Annotated in this window: 17 protein-coding genes; 7 read left to right on the top strand and 10 right to left on the bottom strand. The window is 53.9% G+C overall.

What is annotated here, in order from left to right; all coding sequences use genetic code 11:
- Nucleotides 1–6 precede the first annotated feature (6 nt).
- Nucleotides 7–2,043: a (Fe-S)-binding protein gene (locus ACXJJW_RS07960; RefSeq protein WP_456475207.1), complete on the bottom strand. Its 2,037-nt coding sequence runs from the start codon at nt 2,041–2,043 to the stop codon at nt 7–9.
- A 141-nt stretch (nt 2,044–2,184) separates the two neighbouring features.
- On the opposite strand from ACXJJW_RS07960, the gene ACXJJW_RS07965 reads away from it, so the two are divergent.
- The 5 genes from ACXJJW_RS07965 (at nt 2,185) to ACXJJW_RS07985 (ending at nt 7,409) form a co-directional block, all read left to right on the top strand.
- A complete protein-coding gene (locus ACXJJW_RS07965; RefSeq protein ID WP_456475208.1) occupies nt 2,185–2,781 on the top strand; it encodes a zinc-ribbon domain-containing protein in 597 nt (198 codons plus the stop codon).
- Nucleotides 2,782–2,791: 10 nt separating this feature from the next.
- Nucleotides 2,792–3,343: an adenosylcobinamide amidohydrolase gene (locus ACXJJW_RS07970; RefSeq protein WP_456475209.1), complete on the top strand. Its 552-nt coding sequence runs from the start codon at nt 2,792–2,794 to the stop codon at nt 3,341–3,343.
- 136 nt (nt 3,344–3,479) lie between these two features.
- A complete protein-coding gene (locus ACXJJW_RS07975) occupies nt 3,480–5,690 on the top strand; it encodes a helical backbone metal receptor (RefSeq protein WP_456475240.1) in 2,211 nt (736 codons plus the stop codon).
- A 28-nt stretch (nt 5,691–5,718) separates the two neighbouring features.
- Nucleotides 5,719–6,648 carry a FecCD family ABC transporter permease gene (locus ACXJJW_RS07980; RefSeq protein WP_456475210.1) on the top strand — a complete coding sequence of 310 codons (930 nt, stop codon included), beginning with the start codon at nt 5,719–5,721 and terminating at the stop codon, nt 6,646–6,648.
- Nucleotides 6,645–7,409, top strand: coding sequence for an ABC transporter ATP-binding protein (locus ACXJJW_RS07985; RefSeq protein ID WP_456475211.1), 765 nt, complete (start codon nt 6,645–6,647; stop codon nt 7,407–7,409). The genes ACXJJW_RS07980 and ACXJJW_RS07985 overlap by 4 nt, the downstream gene beginning before the upstream one ends.
- An 8-nt stretch (nt 7,410–7,417) precedes the next feature.
- Here the strand turns inward: ACXJJW_RS07985 and ACXJJW_RS07990 are convergent, their stop codons facing one another.
- Nucleotides 7,418–7,843 carry a DUF488 domain-containing protein gene (locus ACXJJW_RS07990; RefSeq protein WP_456475212.1) on the bottom strand — a complete coding sequence of 142 codons (426 nt, stop codon included), beginning with the start codon at nt 7,841–7,843 and terminating at the stop codon, nt 7,418–7,420.
- Nucleotides 7,840–8,628: a TPD domain-containing protein gene (locus tag ACXJJW_RS07995; RefSeq protein WP_456475213.1), complete on the bottom strand. Its 789-nt coding sequence runs from the start codon at nt 8,626–8,628 to the stop codon at nt 7,840–7,842. The genes ACXJJW_RS07990 and ACXJJW_RS07995 overlap by 4 nt, the downstream gene beginning before the upstream one ends.
- A 63-nt stretch (nt 8,629–8,691) precedes the next feature.
- Between ACXJJW_RS07995 and ACXJJW_RS08000 the strand changes: the two genes are divergently transcribed.
- Complete coding sequence (locus ACXJJW_RS08000) at nt 8,692–9,045, top strand: DUF192 domain-containing protein (RefSeq protein ID WP_456475214.1); 354 nt, start codon at nt 8,692–8,694, stop codon at nt 9,043–9,045.
- Here the strand turns inward: ACXJJW_RS08000 and ACXJJW_RS08005 are convergent.
- Genes ACXJJW_RS08005 through ACXJJW_RS08030 form a run of 6 tightly spaced genes read right to left on the bottom strand, consistent with a single transcriptional unit; the run spans nt 9,029 to nt 16,682 of the window.
- Nucleotides 9,029–11,071, bottom strand: a complete 2,043-nt coding sequence (locus ACXJJW_RS08005) for a MutS-related protein (protein ID WP_456475215.1) — start codon at nt 11,069–11,071, stop codon at nt 9,029–9,031. The genes ACXJJW_RS08000 and ACXJJW_RS08005 overlap by 17 nt on opposite strands.
- 3 nt (nt 11,072–11,074) lie before the next feature.
- Nucleotides 11,075–12,433, bottom strand: a complete 1,359-nt coding sequence (gene cca, locus ACXJJW_RS08010) for a CCA tRNA nucleotidyltransferase (RefSeq protein WP_456475216.1) — start codon at nt 12,431–12,433, stop codon at nt 11,075–11,077.
- A gap of 30 nt (nt 12,434–12,463) precedes the next feature.
- Nucleotides 12,464–13,513, bottom strand: coding sequence for a mechanosensitive ion channel family protein (locus ACXJJW_RS08015; protein ID WP_456475217.1), 1,050 nt, complete (start codon nt 13,511–13,513; stop codon nt 12,464–12,466).
- A gap of 54 nt (nt 13,514–13,567) precedes the next feature.
- Nucleotides 13,568–14,365 (bottom strand): undecaprenyl-diphosphate phosphatase, encoded by a 798-nt coding sequence (locus ACXJJW_RS08020; RefSeq protein ID WP_456475218.1) that lies wholly within the window; start codon nt 14,363–14,365, stop codon nt 13,568–13,570.
- A gap of 35 nt (nt 14,366–14,400) precedes the next feature.
- Nucleotides 14,401–15,645 carry a RuBisCO large subunit C-terminal-like domain-containing protein gene (locus ACXJJW_RS08025; protein WP_456475219.1) on the bottom strand — a complete coding sequence of 415 codons (1,245 nt, stop codon included), beginning with the start codon at nt 15,643–15,645 and terminating at the stop codon, nt 14,401–14,403.
- Nucleotides 15,642–16,682: a (Fe-S)-binding protein gene (locus tag ACXJJW_RS08030; protein ID WP_456475220.1), complete on the bottom strand. Its 1,041-nt coding sequence runs from the start codon at nt 16,680–16,682 to the stop codon at nt 15,642–15,644. The genes ACXJJW_RS08025 and ACXJJW_RS08030 overlap by 4 nt, the downstream gene beginning before the upstream one ends.
- 157 nt (nt 16,683–16,839) lie before the next feature.
- Here ACXJJW_RS08030 and ACXJJW_RS08035 point away from each other — a divergent pair, with 157 nt between their 5' ends.
- Nucleotides 16,840–17,184, top strand: a complete 345-nt coding sequence (locus tag ACXJJW_RS08035) for a hypothetical protein (protein WP_456475221.1) — start codon at nt 16,840–16,842, stop codon at nt 17,182–17,184.
- A 22-nt stretch (nt 17,185–17,206) separates the two neighbouring features.
- Here ACXJJW_RS08035 and ACXJJW_RS08040 read toward each other — a convergent pair whose 3' ends face one another.
- Nucleotides 17,207–17,629: a hydrogenase iron-sulfur subunit gene (locus ACXJJW_RS08040; RefSeq protein ID WP_456475222.1), complete on the bottom strand. Its 423-nt coding sequence runs from the start codon at nt 17,627–17,629 to the stop codon at nt 17,207–17,209.
- Nucleotides 17,630–17,637 lie beyond the last annotated feature (8 nt).

Raw genomic sequence — 17,637 nt, forward strand, 5'->3', positions numbered from 1 at the left:
CCTCCCTCACTCCATCGCCTCAAGCACAAGCTCCGCGATATCCTTAACCTGGAAGCGCTTGCCCTCGTGCATATTTGCAGCCGCCTTAATAACGCGCTTGCACTGCTGGCAGGCCGTGGCTATGGTGTCAATGCTCACCTCCTCGGCCTCGTTGATTATCTGCATGGACACCTTCTCAGTAATCTTGGGGTTGGCAATCTCCACGTCGCCGCCTCCTCCGCAGCACAATGCAAACTCCCGGTTGCTTGGAAATTCCCTGAACTTCACCCCCGGCAGTGCATTTACAACCTCTCTGGGCTCCTCAAAAATTCTGGAATTTCTGCCCAGGTCGCAAGGGTCGTGGTAGGCGACACTCAGCTCCAGGGGCTTCTTCAGCTTTATCCTGCCCTCCTTGATCAGCCTGGCGATAAACTGGGAGTGGTGCAGAAGCTCTACGCCTTCGATTTCGGGGTACTCGTGCGCAAAGGTGTGGTAGCAGCTGGGGCAGGAGAAGACGACTGTTTTGGCTCCCTTCGCCTTTATCATCTCGATGTTGTGCTTTATGTGCTCCTCCACCTCTTCTCCCATGCCCAGGATCATCAGGGGGTATCCGCAGCACTGCTCAGCCTCGCCCAGTATGGTGAAGTCCACCTTGGCTTTTTCCATCACCTGCACGAAGGCAGCGGGGATATCCTGCACCTGGGGCGAGAAGCTCCCCACGCAGCCCACGAAGTACACCACCTCGGCCTTATCCTTCTGATAGTAGTCCTCAGGCGGTTGAGGTATGAAGAAGTCTATCCACATCGCTCTGTCGCTGTTTGGGAAGTTGGCCACATTCTTCTCCTTTACCACGGCATCGCGAACCATGTGGAACTTCTTTGGCGCCAGGCCGCGGCGGTGCAGATTGGCCCTCACAGCTATCCCCAGCTCGCGGGTGTTTATGAACACCGGGCAGACTTCAGCACAGCGAGCGCATAAGAGGCAGTGGTAAACCTCGCTTTCAGGCATGGGTTCTTCTTTCCTCACCAGCAGCCTGTCTGCAAAGTACTTTGCCTTAATCTCCTTCTTCACATGGGAGTTGATCGCGGCGTAGCTCAGGTAGGTCTCCAGCTCAGGGTTGTCTCTGGTAGCCTCATAAACCTGGCAGTTGAGGGTGCAGAGCTGGCACTTGACACAGGCGTCGAGCTGAATGAGCTGCCTGGAGGTGAAGTCCACCTCAGCGGACTTGCCAGCGATGCCGCGGTAGTCGTAGGGGAAGGCGTTGATAAGCATGACGAAAGGCGAGGTGAAGATGTGCCACAGCTTCTTGTTGTAGGGGATGCTGGCAAAGAGGGATGTCAGGAGAAGCGCAGAGAATATCCATAGCAGGTCGTTGAACTCGCCGAGGAAGGGCATAACCTTGCCCAACCCGTATGCTATGAACCAGTAGCGTGCTATTTCGTCGGGCACATTATAAGCCTGAAGTGCCGCCGCCTCGCCCAGAAAGCGGAAGATAAACCATCCGCCGAGGTTGATCACAGCAAGCTTGTCCACCAGAGTCGTCTTTATTGGAAATGCCTTAACAAGGAAGCGGCGGTATATGGCTATAAACTCTCCGAGAATCACCATTCCGCCAAAAATCTCATTGAGTAGCGCATAGGTGGCGTCTATCGGTGCGAAGTTCTCAGGCGAGACCGTCGCGAGGTAGTAGTAGTCCACGAAGGGAGCAAAGAAGAACACCAGGATCTCCGGGTAGTTGTGAAGCTGCTCCACCCGTGTGGAGCCCTTTATGTGGTTCACCAGGATTATGCCCACATAGCCGAAGATGATAAGTACCTTCATGAGCCAGCGCAGCCTGTCCTGCCGGAAGAGCCTGCGCTGCAGGAAGACCTCCATCACCAGACGGTCTATCAGCGTAACAATATTCCGGCTGAAGATGTTCTGCACAGCCCATTTTATACTCCCGGAGAGGGAATGTCTGCCCTTCAGCCACAGGGCGATATTCCAGGCCACGCCTATGAGCAATATCGCCGTGCCCACAATGAAAAGCACCACGAAGAGGGGTAGTCCTGCCAGCGTTATCATAGCGCCACCACCTTAAGCTAAGTGTGAAATAACCTTTATAAAATTTGCTATTATTAATTATGACAGATTCTTCAAAGCTCCAGAGGCCGGGAGATTTCAACTTTTTTCACGTCATCGGCGCTTTTTAAAGTAGGTGATATTTTGAGAATAAAGTACTGTGCTTTCTGCGGTAGCATGCTCAACGACAAATCAAGATTCTGTCCCTCCTGCGGCGCTGATATGGCGCCCTTCTTTGCGCTGGTAGATGCGAGCAGCTTTGCCTCTGAGCTGAAGCGGATGATGGGCGAGATTATAGACGCCAATGCAAAGGCGCTGGAGGACCTTGCCAAGCAGATGGAGCGTGGCCAGGGCGGTGTTTTTTTCTCTGTGGAGATGCAGGGGGATAAAGCCCCGATTATCCGCACAGGTAAGCCAGAGGATTTAAAGAAGATACTCAGCGAGATTCCTCTTCCGGAATTTGTGAAGGAGATGTTCAGCTCTGGCGAGAGCTACGCGGCAGAGTTTAAAGAGGCCCGGGTGGAGAGGCGCAAGCGCGCTGGCAGAGAGGTTATTGAGGTGGAGATGCCGGGCATCGCAAGCATAGACGACATTGAGGTGGCAAAGAAGCTGGGCAGTCTGGAAATCGCTGGCAGAGCGGGGGGAGTGGTCTACTTCGCACAGGTGCCCCTGGAAGAGAACTCCACTGTGGTTGAGACCTCGCTGAACAATGGTGTGCTGAGGATTGTGGTGGAGAAGTAGGGATTTTGCAATGAACTGGAAGGTAGTTGAAGATACGCTTATAATTGAAGGAAGATTCTATGCTTTGAGCTCGGGTTTGCTGGGCGGCTCTGGGAGGGTCAGGTATCTGTTCAACCACAGGGTGGAGGAAGATGAGCTTGGAGAACCTGTGGCGTATCTCAAATCCGTTGCAGAGCGATTTGGTATGAGCAGCTATTTCGGGCTTTTGACCTCTGTTTCTATGGACAAGCTTTCGGTTGTGGAGGAGGGGGATGTTGTGGTTTTTGCAACCGCCGGGGTTGAGAATCACAACAGAAAGATAGGAACCATAAATATAATTTTGGTGCTTGAAGGAGATATGCCCGCCGGGGCTATGGTCAATGGGGTTATAACCGCAACCGAGGCGAAGTCGGTAGCCCTGCTTGAGAGCGGTCTGAACTTTACAGGCACAAGTACAGATGCGGTTATAGTGGCAAAGACGGGCAGGGGGAGGTATTACGAGTACTCAGGCCCGGCGAGTGAGCTTGGAAGCAGGGTCTGGAAAGCTGTTGGGGAGGCTGTTAAGAATAGCCTGATGAAGTAACTCTAAAAAGTCTGCCTTTATGACTCAGCCCATAGTTGCACAATATGTTACCATCTATTTCCCATAAGGGCAATATATCTTAACCGTTTCGTCAAACTTATATAACCTTCTACTTTACTTCAAATCGGTGGTAGTGATGATACGGCGGATAATGCTCCTGTTTGTCTTGCTGCTAACTGTAAACTCGGCACATGGTTTTATATCCGGGTGGAATAACAGCTACAGTGGTGATAACTCCACAAATCTCTCACTTCCCGTGAATACCTCCGTCAATTTCAGCCTCTCTCTGAATCAGAGTTCCAATGTTACATGGTTTGTGAACAGCTCCCCGGCTAAAGTGGATGGAAATGTCACAAGCAGCAATTTCACCTACGATTTCGGTACAGAGGGGAAGTATGAAGTAAAAGCCTACCCCATTTCCGGGAATCTGTCAGAGAATCTATCCTGGTTCATAGAGGTTTATCTACCCCTGCGTCTAATATCCTTCTCCAACAATTTGACAAACTCGAACTCCACGGCCTTTGAAGTTGAGTTGGGTAAGAGTGTTCTCTTTAATGTCAACAGGAGCGGCACTATCACTGCAGAATCCTGGGCTGTAAATGGTAATGTGGAATCCAACGGCAGCAGTATCTTCCTTTTCTCTCCGGAAAGATACGGTCAATACAACATAAGCTACACCGCAGTTGGAAAAAACAGCAGCGCAAGTATTAACTGGAATGTGACAGTATACCTTGAGGTTACCGATGCCCTCAACACCACCCTGAGGTTTTACACACCGCCAGAGAGGATAGTCTCACTGGCACCGAGCATTACAGAGATACTCTTCGCCGTGAATATGAGCAATGCACTCGTCGGTGTGGATGACTACTCCGACTACCCGCCAGAGATGCTCAACATGAGCCTAGAGAGGGTTGGGGGGCCCTACTCGGGCATAAGTACAGAGAAGATTGTAAATCTTACGGCGGACCTGGTGATAGCTGCCAAAATCAACCCCATATCCTCAATAGAGCAGCTGAGGAGTGTGAATATCACAGTTCTCGCCACCAAGTCAAGAACAATTGACGAGATTATGGATAACATCCTCCTCATTGGAAGAGTGGGTAACAATCTCGCCATTGCTGAGAATTTGACTGAGAACATGAGCAGCAGAATAGACAAGGTGGAGAAATTTTCTTCTTCACTTGCGAGTAGCAGAAAACCCTCTCTGTTTTATGTGGTATGGTACCCTGACCTCTGGACTCCGGGTGAGGGAACCTTTGCCCATGACCTCATGAAGCTGGCTGGCGGTAAAAATGTGGCAGACGCCGGTAGCGGCTGGTACATAATGAGCAAGGAGGTCCTAATTTCTAAAGACCCCGACGTTATAATATGCTCCGGCATGGGCGGCTATGGGGCTACGGTGTGCAGTCAGATAAGGAATGATACTGTGCTGTCGAAGCTGGGGGCGGTTAAGAATAATAAGATGTATGTTGTTCCGGACTCAAACATCGTTGAAAGACCCGGACCGAGAATCATCTCTGGTCTGGAGTTCTTCTATGAAATTGTCAAGGACAACCTCAGGCCCGTCAGGTCACCTCCGCCGGCTCCCTCTGGAGGCGGTGGCGGGGAAACATACTACGAACCCCCAAAGAGCACAATCTTCAGGCAGGAGGTACAGGAGTACGGAAGGGTAAAAGAAGAGGTTGCAAGAATGCTCAGGCAGAGGCCGCTGTATGAGGTTGACAGCAGGCCGGCTGTGGTATCTCTCCTCTTCTCAAACAAACTCCCAAAGCTGGACAGTGTGGAAAAGAGGGCAAATAGGCTGCAGATCAAAGATGTCTATGAGTATTCTGCAAGGGTTGCGGTATCGAGGTACTTCTTTGCCAGGGAGGTTGTGGTCGCAAGAGGAGACCTTGAGGTCGACGCATATGCGGCAATAAGCCTGGCGAAGAGCAGGAATATACCGGTACTGCTCACAGAGTCTGGGGAACTTCCAGAGGCAACCCTCGATGCGATAAAGAAGATAAAACCAAGGAAGATAATAATTGTCGGCAGGGAAGAGGCTGTGAGCAGGGAGGTTGAAGAGAAACTTTCAGAATATGCAACCACCGAGAGGATAGGAGGTGCCACAAGGGTTGAGACCAGCATAGAGATTGCAAAGCGGATAAACCCGAAGGAGGTTATAATCACCAACTACAACTCAAGCACCGAGGCGGCTGTTCTGTCCTATATGTACAGAGTGCCTGTGGTGTATGTAAATCCGAATAAACTCGACCCTGTGCTTGACTTTCTGAAGACAAACAAACCCAAGATACTCTTTATCGATGTGGACGAATCGATAAAGAAGAGGATAGAGGATGAGATATAAATTTCTTTTTTTATTTGCTGTAGCTGCTGTGGTTTTCTGTCTTGAGATAGCCCTTGGCCCTGTAAAACTGTCCTTAAAAGAGGTGGTAGAAGCCCTGCTCGGGAACTCTGACGAGAAGTATGAGATAATAGTCAGGGAGCTTCGCCTCCCAAGGGCTGTACTCGCCCTTACTGTGGGCTTCGCCCTTGCCACCGCAGGTGCGGTGTTTCAGGGCATATTCAGAAATCCCATGGCAGAGCCCTATGTGCTCGGCGTCGCCTCCGGCGCGGCGCTTGGGATGAGCATCGCTCTGGTCTACTTTAAGAGCTACTATCTGCTCTTCTCCTTTGGCATGGCGATAATGACATTGGGGGTGGTCTACTCCATAGCAAGCACAAAAGGGGGGCTGCCAACAACCACACTTCTGCTCTCAGGTATATCGGTATCACTGCTGCTCTCCTCGCTGACAGCTCTCATACTGTATATGAATGCCAGGGATGCGGCGGTAATAATGTTCACCCTCATGGGGACAATCTCCAATGCCACATGGTATAAGGTGAAGATATCGCTCCTTATTTTCATAATATCTGCCCTTATTTACCTGTTTACGAAGGAGTTAAATATTCTGACGCTGGGTGAGGAGAATGCAAAGATTCTCGGAGTGAACGCTGAAAGGGTGAAGAAGATTCTTCTGGTACTCTCCACGCTGCTGACAAGCATCTCTGTTGCACTGTGCGGAATAATAGGTTTTGTGGGTCTGATAACACCCCACATGGCAAGGCTTCTGGTGGGCCAGAATTTCAGATACCTCCTCCCTGTTTCGGCCATCCTCGGCGCAATATTACTCTCTGTTGCAGACATCTCCGCCAGAACACTGATACCGTCGGCAGAGATCCCCATAAACATAATAACAACCTTTTTTGGTGTGCCTTTCTTTCTTTATCTGCTGCTCAGGGAGAAAGGGGGTGTTAAATTATGATAAGGGTTGAGAATTTGGAGGTATACTATGAGGCGCTTAAGGTCTTAAAGGGTGTCTGCGCCGAGTTTGGCAGGGGCAGCTTTGTGGGCATACTGGGGCCAAACGGTGCGGGAAAGACCACCCTCCTGAGGGCCATGGCATCGCTGATAGGCTTTGAGGGAAGGGTAGAGGTTTTTGAAAGGAATATCAGAAAACTGCCAAGAAGGGAGGTAGCGCGGTTGATCTCCATGGTGCCCCAGGATTTCCAGATGGACCTGGAGTTCAGTGTTATGGAGATAGTTCTGATGGGCAGGTATCCATATCTCGGACCTTTCAAATTCGACGGAGAGGAGGATTACGAAATTGCACTCGGATCCTTAAAAAAGACAAATTCTGCGCATTTAAGGGACCGGATGTTTAAGAACATGAGCTCCGGTGAGAGACAGCGAGTGCTGATTGCAATGGCCCTGGCACAGGAGGCGAAGATGATGCTTCTCGACGAGCCCACATCAAACCTCGACCTGCACCACAGTGTAGAGATTATGAGGCTGCTGAGAAAGCTTGCCGATGAAGGCGTCACCGTGGTGGCAAGTATGCACAACATCAACCTGGCTTCCCTCTACTGTGACAGGATAGTGCTACTCAATAAGGGAAGAATCGCGGGAGATGGTAGCCCAAGGGAAGTCCTGAACAGCGCCACAATTAGGGAGGTTTATGGCATAGAGGTTATTGTGGATGAGCATCCTGTTACAGGGAGACCACAGGTGTTTCTCCTGCCTTAGCAGCGCCACTAATTCTGCGAATTATTAAAACCACTGATGCCTCCTCTTATGATGTGTCTCACCTCGACACCCCTCTTTTCAAGCTCCCTGGCAATGAACCTGCGGTGGCAGTAGCGCGGATTCTCCTCGAGGCACATTATCACCACCCTCCTGCGCCTTGCGCGCTTGATGAGCTCATCCAGTCCGCGTCTGAACTCTTCTGTTGCGGTGTAGGCAAGGTAGCTCGGTTTGCGGTAGCCGCCCAGAGCCTTTAGGTGGTGGTAGGCGATGCCAGCGCTGCGGAGGTGCTCCCTGAGCTTCTCCTGCCTGAAATCCTCCTTCTTCGACGTGGGGAAGCTGCGCACATCTATAAGCTCCTCAATATTAAAACGTCTGAGGGTGGCTATGAAGTCAGAGATGCTCATGCTGGAATATCCTATGGTATACACCTTCATCCAAGGCACCCGTCCAGGAGCTCCTCAAGCCTGGGGTGGTTGAAGGATGTGTAGTCCAGAATAAGGAGATTCTTACTTTCGCGGAGTATGGTATCCACGTAGCCGTACCAGTATACAACTACACCGGGACCAAAGTTTTTGATGTAGTGAGAGAGCTGCTTCTTCATGTATCTACTGTGCTCCTCCCCATCGGCGAAAATCGCCTTGCTCTCCACCCAGGCTACGCGCATGCCCAGCATTCTGAGACCCCGTACCAGAAAATCGGGGGTCTTGGCCCCTTCCACCTTGGGCATGTGGTCCTCGCTGAGAAAGTCAACGCCATGCTCGCTGAGCCAGGATTTAATTATCTCCTCTCCCAGCATTGCTCGTCTGCGCTGCCTTTCGTGGGCTCGCCTCGAGAACACAAAATCTCTAGCGCGAGCCTCAGCGAGCTCACTGTCCAGCCTCTCATCGCCAGAGCTTTCTCCGCTGAGGGCGAGCCTCTTTATCCTCGCCCTGGAAAAGCCCATGGCAGAGAGCAAAAAGCGGGCAGTGAGCACTGGTGGAAAGTCTCTCTCTTCAGCGATTTTCAGGATGCTTCTGCCTCGCTTCCACTCCTCAAGAAGCTCCTCACTTTGCCTGGCGAGCAGATGGTAGTTCTCCTTCACGCCCCTTACCATCTTTAGGTTGAGCACCGCTTCCAGGACACCGGTGGGCAGGCGTAGCTTTCTGGAGTATATATGCACATCCTCTGGAGCGCTAACCAGAGAATAGATTCGTTCGTAGTCCTCACTTTTAAGCGGCATTGCTATATAGCACCGAAGTTAACGCTGGAAAAGTACAAAAACCGGGCGGTGAGATAGAAGTCCATGCGTTATGAGATTCACACCTCAGATGGTGAGCTTGTGTGCAGAGCCAGACTTGCGGATACCTTTTTATCCCGTGCAATAGGGCTCATGTTCAGGAGCGGATTGCCAAAGGGGGAGGGGCTGCTTATAAGGCTCCCCGGTTATGCAGAGCGTGAAGTAATCCACTCCTTCTTTATGCGCTTTCCCATTGACCTCTACTTTATTGACGAGGATATGCGCGTGGTTGAGATTGCCACCCTCAAACCGTGGAGCTGGTACAGGCCGCGCAATGCTTGCAGCTATGTGCTTGAGGTGAGGGCTGGAAGCGTTGACCTCAAGGCAGGGGAGAGGCTGAGGTTTACCCCCTGTCCCTGAATCTCCGCAGCAGGAAGGTGTAGAAATCCTCTCCGCTCTTCCTGCTCAGCCTTTCGAGTATGAGCTCAGGCGTGGAGCGCGCAAGTCTGCCCAGCACCGGGTTGCGGTCAACGATAAGATTGAGATTCTCGTCCAAACCCTTGGCCTCAATCCCGTCGATGCGCATCCCCTCTATGCCGAGGCTGAGAAGCTCCTCCCCCAGGTGGGTCACCACTGCAACGAGCGTGGCATCATCGCGGGAGAACCATTCCAGAAGTGCGCCGATTATCTTCGCCGCCGCCCCGGGCTCAGTAACCGCCTCTATCTCATCGGCCAGAACCAGCCTGCGCTCTCCTCCCCTCGTGACTATGCCGGCGAAGGAGCGGAGCAACGATTCAAAGGCGCCGGCGCCGCTCTCCCCGCGGCGCTTTGCAAAGAAGTACAGTCTCTGCACAATGGGTACCTCCGCCTGCTCTGCAAGCACCGGCAAGCCAGACTGGGCCATTATCTGCACCTGGGCGATGGTTTCCAGAAGGGTGGTTTTGCCTCCCGAGTTGGCACCGGTGATTACGGCTATCCGCCCCCCATAGCCAAGCTCATAGCTCACCGGCTGCGGTTGAGAGGAGGCGCTAAGAAGCAGGTGGCGTGCATTCACAAAGTGCAGCCTCATATCCTTGCCCACCTTTGCCTGAGCCGCGGAGTAGCGCAGACAGAAGCTTCCCAGGGCGAGGAGATAGTCCAGCTCAAGCGCAAGCTCCACACTCCGCTTGACCTTTGGAATACTGCTCGCCAGCCTGGATGCGAGCTCCCTCTTCGCAGCGAAACTCCGGCGCGAGGCTTCGTTGCTGAGCCAGGACTCCAGCTCGGCGCGCCTCTCCCGGCTCAGCACAAGGGGATAGGATACCTGGGAGGATAACAAGCCCGCGAACCTCAGCGCCTCACTGCTCAGGTGCAGCCTCTCTGCAAGCTCTGCCTCGTACTCCTCAGCCACCTCAGCTATAACCTCGCGGAGCTCCTCCGGGAGATACTGCTCCGGCGATGAGCTTAACCTGGTGAGCATGTTGAGCATCTCGGCGCCCCGTATAGCCAAGCCCTGCCTCTCCACGCGGCGCTCAACCTCGCGGTTGGCTTCCTCTACACACGCTTCAGCCTCAAGCGCAAACTTCGCCGAGGCATAGGCGTAGGGATTCTCCTCCTTCAGCCCCTTCACCTGCTCTGCTATTCGCTCAAGCTCCCCGCCGCTCAGGTGCTCCTTCCCGAATCCACGAAGCCTCTCCTCCCCCACAGCCCCAAGCACCTTTGCGCAGGTCTCAATTGTGTCGAGATTCTCCTGGAAGAAGGAGAGGGTAACCTCAGGCAGAACCTCGGGCTCAGAGAACCCCGGGAACATCTCCACATTTGCCGCACCCATGAGCATGGAGGCATGCCCATTGCCGGAGTCAACATAGCGCACCAGCTCGTACCCGCGCATCGCCTCCAGGTCTTCAGGGCTCTCTACCAGAAGCACCTCAACCATGCCTCTATACCTGGAGGCCAGCTCCTGATATAGCGCATCATCCTCCACAGCCACAACCTGCGACGCTATTCTAACGCTGCGCGGAGGTTTGAGGTAGCTCAGTCCGCTGAGCAGTTGTCGCAGTGCTCTGAGCCTCTCCATGCCCAGAGCCCTCGCTAGCCTCTCTCCGGCGGCGACGTCGCGGCGCAGCACCGCCAGGCTCTTCTCACTGGCAACAGGATAGAAAAGGGAGAGCTTCGCCTTAGCGTAGCCTGTGCATGCCTCTCTGCGCAGAGCTTCAAGCACCTGGGCATACAGCTGCCTTGCCTCCGGCGTGGCAAGCATTTCTGCGTACTCAACACCTGCAACCCTCGAAAATATTTCCCTGGCGATATCCGCCTGCTTCGCGGGCATTACATTAGAGGAGAAAAGCCTGTAGAACCTGAGTGAGGAAAGCTCCTTCAGCGCTCTAGCTTCGCTGCCATAGGCTGAGATAATCTCAGCCCTTGCCTTCTCTCCCACACCTCTTATCTCTCTCAGGCTGGAGAACATCCCTCACCTCTTCCAGGGGAATAGGGGGTCGAGGTATTCCGCTATGCTTGGCAGCGCCTCTTCGACCAGGCACGCCTCGCCCTCGAGCACCGAGTATCCCTCTTTAAGGCTCCTTGCGACATGGCTGGGAATTCCCCTCTCTTTGAGTCTACCCGCCTTCATGAAATCCCCCAGCAGCTCTCCTGCGCGTACATGTTTTCGCTTCAGGTATACAGCCCACCTCCCGCCCCGGATGAAGGGCTCAGAGAGCTTATCCCCACTCTCTGCATACTTCCTCAGAAAGCGCGGCTCATGCTGGGTGTTCACCTTTGGTCCGAGGTGGAGTTTAACTGCGGGTATCCTCAGGCTCGCGAGCTCAAATAGCAGCAGAGTTTTCTCAGCCACGTGGAAGGTGCTGCCGATAACCCCGAAGCCCTCGTTACGGAGCAGAGATTCAAACAGACGGAGAGCCTTCTTCAGCTGTGGATGGAGGATGTCGTCCACCACCTCAGGGGTAGGGAAACGCAGGGCAAGAAGCTCAGTACCCCTCTTTTCAAGCAGTGCGAGCAGCCCTCGCCTGCTCACCTCCCTCTCGTGGGGGAAGAAGAACTCCTCGCGGGGTTCAGCGAGGTACTCCTTCGCGGCATACACAAACTCGCTGAACTTCTGCCGGGATAGCGCCGCCGCTGCGTTTCTGCTCGCATCCACCGGGTCCAGGAATATTAAGGGGGAGGAGAACTTCCTTCGCAGCGCCTTCTCGTCAACATCACCGCGCAACCACAGCACCACCCCCGGCCGCCAGTGCTTCGCTGCCTCAAGCACACGCCTAAAGCTTCCAAACTTTATCACCAGAAGCTCGCAGAGGTAACCCGAGAAACCCTCAACCTTCGCCTCAGCGCCGTAGCAGCCTATACCCTTGAGAAACTGCTTCAGCAGCCGCACCTCATTCTCAAGGCCAGAGATACGCTTCATAACATAGTCATTGTGGAAGGGTGTTCTGTCAACAGCGCTCTTCAGGTACTGCGGCTCATCTATCGCATAGCAGGGTACAAGCTCCACCTCGTAGCCCCTGTATTCTCCGCGCACATAGGGGTGCTCCGCATATCTCTTCTCCACCCTCTTGAGAAGGCGTGAGGCTATACTTGTGACTATGCGCTCCATGTCCTCCTTTGAATACTCCTCAGGGAAGAAGAGAAACACATCCAGGTCCTTCTGGTAGCGCAGCCACGTGCCCCGTGAGGCAGAGCCCAGGAGGCGAGCATAGAGGCGGCGGTCGTACAGCGAAGCCTCGGCGTCTATGCGTGCAATTAACTCCTTCTCCACCTCCCTCAGCCTTGCCTCCTCCTCAGGGGTGGGCACTATCCTCTTCAGTACATTCTCCATGAATTAAGATATGCCCTGGAAAATAAAAGGTTATTCCTCCCCCTGCCTGTAGATGTGGATGTCCATCTTCGGGTAGGGTATCTCTATTCCCTCCTCCTCGAAGCGGCGATGGATCTCCCTGTTAAGGTAGTGTATCGCCCTGCCCTTGTAGCGCGGCTCTATAACCCAGCAAAGCAGCTCAAACTCCAAGCCCGAGTCGCCGAACCTTCTGAATCGCACCCGCGGTGAGCGCTCCTTTACGACGTACTCATTCTCCAGTGCTATCTCCCTGAGAAGCTCCTCAACCCTGTCAACATTGCTTCCGTAGCCCACACTTATGGGCACCCGCACCCTGAAGCGGGGCAGGGGAGCACTCTCATTTATTATCTTGGAGCTGGCAATTATGGAGTTAGGGATGCTTATCAGCACATCATCGCGGGTCTTGATCTTGGTGCTCCTGAGCCCTATCTCCACAACCTCCCCCCTCTCACCGGAGTCGAGGATTATGTAGTCGCTTATCTTGAAGGGCTTGTCCATGAATATGCTCACACCGCCGAAGAAGTTAGCTATTGTATCCTTTGCGGCAAAGGCGACGGCGAAGCCGGCGATACCTGCGGAGGCGAGGATGGGCGTTATGTCCTTGTCCCAGACTGAAAGCATAACCATCACAGCACCCGCAATGAGCATCGCCTTGGCGATGTTCTCGAGCAGTGGTACAAGCTCTTTTCCCAGGCCTGTGACGTCCACAATGCGCACCGCAAGGCCTACGAAGATTATTGAGATTGAGCGATAGAGGGCCACCACCCATATCAGCACAGCCGCCGATTTGAGCAGGTTTACCAGATAGAACTCCACCTGTGAGGGTGGCTGGATGTAGCGCACCGTGTGCACAGCGCCGAAGAGCACTATGGATATGAAGAGGGGGCGGTGGAGTATCCCCACGAGGCGGTCATCGAAGGTGAAGCGCGTGCGCGCAGTTATTCGCAGAAGCCCACGGGTGACGAGCAGGTCCACCACCTTCGCACCAATTATAAAGGCGATGAGCAGGACTGCAGCATTGAAGTACCTCGATGATGTCAGTTCAAAAAGCGACGAGTCCATGAGAAAAAGGTGGTAGAGGAGGGATATAAAGGTAGCGTTGCTCTGCGTCAGGTTTCAGACAACCGCCCAGAGCCCTGCGAGCAGCGCAAGGGCACCGAAAAACAGACAGAAGTACTCAAAGCGCAGCCTTCGCGCAGCGCCCAGAAGAAATCTTATGCCGACCAGGCTCGCGAGGAAGGCAGAGGCAAAGCCTGCAGTGAGCACCTCTAAGGGCAGTGCTCCAAACCCGCCGGTGAGGGCTGAGAGCAGGTTCACCCCTGCGATAGCTGGAATTGCCATGAGGAAGGAGAGTCTTAAAGCCTCGTCGCTGCGGAAGCGTAGCATCAGCAGCACCGCCACGGTAATTCCGGAGCGGGAAATTCCGGGCACGACAGCAATCCCCTGGGCTATGCCGGCTATGAGCATATCTCTGAGCACGCTGCTCTCAACTCCCCTGGTGCCAGAAGCGGGTGAAAAGTGGAGCAGGGCGGCCGTAGCGAGGAGGGCAAGGCCTATTATCAGATTTACACCCTCGCCCAGGGTGGAGAAGCTCTCCCTCGCGAGGAAATACAGAGGTACCCCCACAATGCCCGTGGTCAGGGTGGAGTAGATGAGAAACCTCAGGGTGCCCTTTTCCCTCGAGCCCTCCCGGGAAAGGCCGGCTGTGAGCATGCCTCTTATATCTCTGCGAAAGTAGAGCAGCACAGCCAGGAGGCTGCCCAGGTGGAGGAAGAAGGCAACATCAAGCGCTGCCAGGGCCTCCACACCGAGCAGGTTCACCATCGCCAGCATCGCCTGCCCCGAACTGCTTATGGGCAGCCACTCGGCCACGCCCTGGAGCAGGCCCAGCAGCAGAGCCTGGATAAAATCCATGGAGAGAGCTTGCGGTGGTGGTATTAAAATCTTTGCTAAAACCTCACCACGCCCCACTTTTCAATGGCAGCCCTGAGCTCCTCGTGCTCCTTCGCATACTCCTCCAGAGGCATGCCCTTAAGTGTTGCATCCAGAGCCTGGCGCATCGCCCTGGCGCCTGCCTCAGCGCCGAGGGGGTGACCATAGATTCCTCCACCGGCGAGGATTAGCGCCTCCTCACCCAGGTAATGTACATTTGCAGGTATCTTGCCGGGGTGCTGCCCACCGGAGGACACGGGCAGAGCGCGCCTGAGTTTTCCCATCTCCTGCTTCAGTGCCTCCACGCTCTCCAGCACGGAGTCTATGTCCTCGTACAGCTTGCCCAGTATTGCGCCCACGTGCACCTGGTCCCCGCCGGCAAGGCGCGTAAGCTTGCTCACAACCACTGTGCTTATGCCATGAACCTCGCTGCGTGTGAAGGCGGCGAACATGTCGCGGTGGCAGTGGACTGGCACTTTTATACTCGGGTCCTCGCAGAGTACCCGCAAGGCCGAGAAGCCCGCGGTAATGAAGTTGAGCATCAGGCAGTTGGCCCCGTTCTCCAGAGCTACGTCGGCGTTCTCAAGTATCCTGTCAACCTCGTCGGTGATATTCACCGCATACAGGGTCTTCTCACCCTTCTCCTCGTTGGCTTTATCTATCGCCTCCATCGTGACAGACACGCGCTCCTCTATGGGCGAGTAGCGCGGATTTGCGATGAGCTCGTCGTCCTTGATAAAGTCCACACCGCCCTTCGCAGCCAGGTAGCACGCCTCCGCAAACTTCTTAGGCGAAAGCCCCACGCAGGGCTTTACTATTGTGCCTATAAGCGGTCTCCATTCTACCCCGAGAAGCTCTTTACAACCCGAGATGCCAAACTTGGGTCCACGGAACTCGCGCAGATAGCTATCCGGAAACTCCAGGTCGAGAAGCTTTATGTTCCTGAACTCGCCCATCTCGAAAAGGTTGCCCGCCACGGTGGTGAGAAGCATGGGGAGCACTGCCCCAAAGTTGCCGTGGGGGAAGGCGATGCGGAGTCTGCCTTTGTTTACTCCGCCCTCCTCGCCCAGCTTCTCCACTTCCAGCACCTTGGCGCTGTACCTTGCGATGAGCTCATCGCTTTCAAACCCTACCCTGAGCCAGGTGCCTGTGCTCTGCTCTGCTGCAAGAGCCTTGGCAGCCTTTTTCAGGTCCATACCCGTCTCTAGATAGTAGGTGGCGGTGACATAACTCTCCTCATCTATATCTTTCGCAAACCTCATAACTCAGCCTCCTGCTCAACAAGTAACACAGTAACCTCCTCAACTTTTAAATCTTCCCTGGCAAGGTTTCTCAGGTGAATGTAGCAGGTGGGACAGGCGGTGGCGAGGATATCCGCATTGGCAGCCCTCACCTCTTCTAGGCGTCTCTTCCCCAGCAAAGCACTCAACTCGGGGAAGGCGAGGGGAAAGCCGCCTCCAGCGCCGCAGCAGCGCGTCTCTAGCTTCGAATGCGCAAGCTCGCGCAGTTCAAGCTGTGGTATAGCCCTGAGCAGCAGGCGGGGCTCCCTGTAAATCCCTGCCCCCCTCGCCAGGTGGCAGGGGTCGTGGTAGGCGACGCTCGCGGAAAGTGGCGACAGGGTGAGCTTCTCCATGTTCTCGCGGAGGAGTCTTGAGAGGTGCACCACCTCCACCTCCGGGTAGTGCTCAGCAAAGGTGTTGTGGCACCCCGGACAGGTTACTATCAGCCTCTCCACGCCCCGCTCTCTCAGCCTCCTTCTATTTTGCGCAATAAACTCTTCCCAGGCAGAGCCGAAGGTGAGCAGCGGTGCGCCGCAGCAGAAATCGCGAATCACGGCAAAATCGTCAAATATCAAACCGAGAAGCTTAATCGCAGCCTCTTCTATCTCCTTTGCTCTGAACTGGGTGGTGCAGCCTGGGAAGTAGGCGGTGCTCGCCTCGCCTTTGCTAGCGCGCATAACCTCGCCGAAGGGGTTGCCCATCTCCCGTGTAATCTCCACCTTCCACTCATGCACAGGGAGTTCAAGCTTTCCGAGGTAACGGCGGCGCGCCTCTTCTATCAGCGAGGCCACGCTCACACCAGCGGGGCATGCAGCGCTGCACGCGTCGCAGGTGGTGCACTCGAAGAGGCGGAGCAATGCCTTCTCACTCGCCGGAATCTCACCCTCCTGCAGGGCGAGCAGCGTCTGAAGTTTGCCCCTCGCCACGCTCCCCTCGTTCTTTGTCTCTTTAAACACAGGGCAGCTCGCCCTGCAGAAGCCGCAGCGCATACAGCGCTTCAGGGATTCCCTAAGCTCCATTACCAGTTGGCAGAAAGCAGCCGTCGGAAATCGTCTCTAAATCCCACTCAAACGCTGGGCCACATTTGCCCACTGCTTTTGAAAAGTATTAAATACATTATCGCGGAGAGTATGTAACATTCGAAGATCGATATGGGGTGGAATCGGGAGACTGGATATGAGCGGGATGCTGGTTAACAGGGAAATAAACAAAAAGGGCTTATTAAATCTTCTTCTGTCAGGAGCGATATTTATTTTCGTCTCTTCTATATCAAATTTCCTTATGGGATTGTATTATGCCGCAATAATCTTGGCAATCTGCTGGATACCAAAAGCACTACTTAAATACGACAAAATAAATAAAGTTGATCTGCTTAATATAATTCTTTCCGCTGGTGTGGTTATTTTCGTATCTAACGCATCATCATTTTCGCTTGGTATATTCTATTCTGCTATTATCTTTGGGATTTACTGGATTCCAAAAATGTCATGGCAGATGGAAAAGAGATATACTAAGAAATAAAAAAAATAAAATACAGGGGGAATCAGCCCCCGGCGCTGAGACTCAGCGGACTCGGGCCGAGCTTCTTAATACGCGCTATGAACTCCTTCATGGTATTGGCGAAGCGCTCACCCTCGGCTGCAGAAATCCAGCGTAGCATTAAGCGTTCGGGCTCAATCCCCAGCTCTGGCAGGAGCTTCATGAGCATCTCAACACGCTTCTCTGCCTTCATGTTGCCTGTGACATAGTGGCAGTCGCCTATGTGGCAGCCCGCCACAAGAACGCCGTCTGCACCCTCCGCAAAAGCCTTGAGCACATACGCCGGGTCAAGGCGGGCAGTGCACATCAACCTAATAATCCGCGCATTTGGCGGGTACTGCAAACGAGAGGTTCCCGCCAGATCCCCGCCGGCATAAGAGCACCAGTTGCACATGAAGGCTATAATTTTTGGTTCAAACTCTGCCATTTTTCCAC

This window comes from Candidatus Pyrohabitans sp. (assembly GCF_054014795.1).

Bases quoted from the DNA above. Each gene is read 5' to 3' on its own strand.
- ACXJJW_RS07960 (WP_456475207.1), bottom strand. From the start codon at position 2,043: ATGATAACGCTGGCAGGACTACCCCTCTTCGTGGTGCTTTTCATTGTG.
- ACXJJW_RS07970 (WP_456475209.1), top strand. From the start codon at position 2,792: ATGAACTGGAAGGTAGTTGAAGATACGCTTATAATTGAAGGAAGATTC.
- ACXJJW_RS07975 (WP_456475240.1), top strand. From the start codon at position 3,480: ATGATACGGCGGATAATGCTCCTGTTTGTCTTGCTGCTAACTGTAAAC.
- ACXJJW_RS07985 (WP_456475211.1), top strand. From the start codon at position 6,645: ATGATAAGGGTTGAGAATTTGGAGGTATACTATGAGGCGCTTAAGGTC.
- ACXJJW_RS07990 (WP_456475212.1), bottom strand. From the start codon at position 7,843: ATGAAGGTGTATACCATAGGATATTCCAGCATGAGCATCTCTGACTTC.
- ACXJJW_RS07995 (WP_456475213.1), bottom strand. From the start codon at position 8,628: ATGCCGCTTAAAAGTGAGGACTACGAACGAATCTATTCTCTGGTTAGC.
- ACXJJW_RS08000 (WP_456475214.1), top strand. From the start codon at position 8,692: ATGCGTTATGAGATTCACACCTCAGATGGTGAGCTTGTGTGCAGAGCC.
- ACXJJW_RS08005 (WP_456475215.1), bottom strand. From the start codon at position 11,071: ATGTTCTCCAGCCTGAGAGAGATAAGAGGTGTGGGAGAGAAGGCAAGG.
- cca (WP_456475216.1), bottom strand. From the start codon at position 12,433: ATGGAGAATGTACTGAAGAGGATAGTGCCCACCCCTGAGGAGGAGGCA.
- ACXJJW_RS08015 (WP_456475217.1), bottom strand. From the start codon at position 13,513: ATGGACTCGTCGCTTTTTGAACTGACATCATCGAGGTACTTCAATGCT.
- ACXJJW_RS08020 (WP_456475218.1), bottom strand. From the start codon at position 14,365: ATGGATTTTATCCAGGCTCTGCTGCTGGGCCTGCTCCAGGGCGTGGCC.
- ACXJJW_RS08025 (WP_456475219.1), bottom strand. From the start codon at position 15,645: ATGAGGTTTGCGAAAGATATAGATGAGGAGAGTTATGTCACCGCCACC.
- ACXJJW_RS08030 (WP_456475220.1), bottom strand. From the start codon at position 16,682: ATGGAGCTTAGGGAATCCCTGAAGCGCTGTATGCGCTGCGGCTTCTGC.
- ACXJJW_RS08035 (WP_456475221.1), top strand. From the start codon at position 16,840: ATGAGCGGGATGCTGGTTAACAGGGAAATAAACAAAAAGGGCTTATTA.
- ACXJJW_RS08040 (WP_456475222.1), bottom strand. From the start codon at position 17,629: ATGGCAGAGTTTGAACCAAAAATTATAGCCTTCATGTGCAACTGGTGC.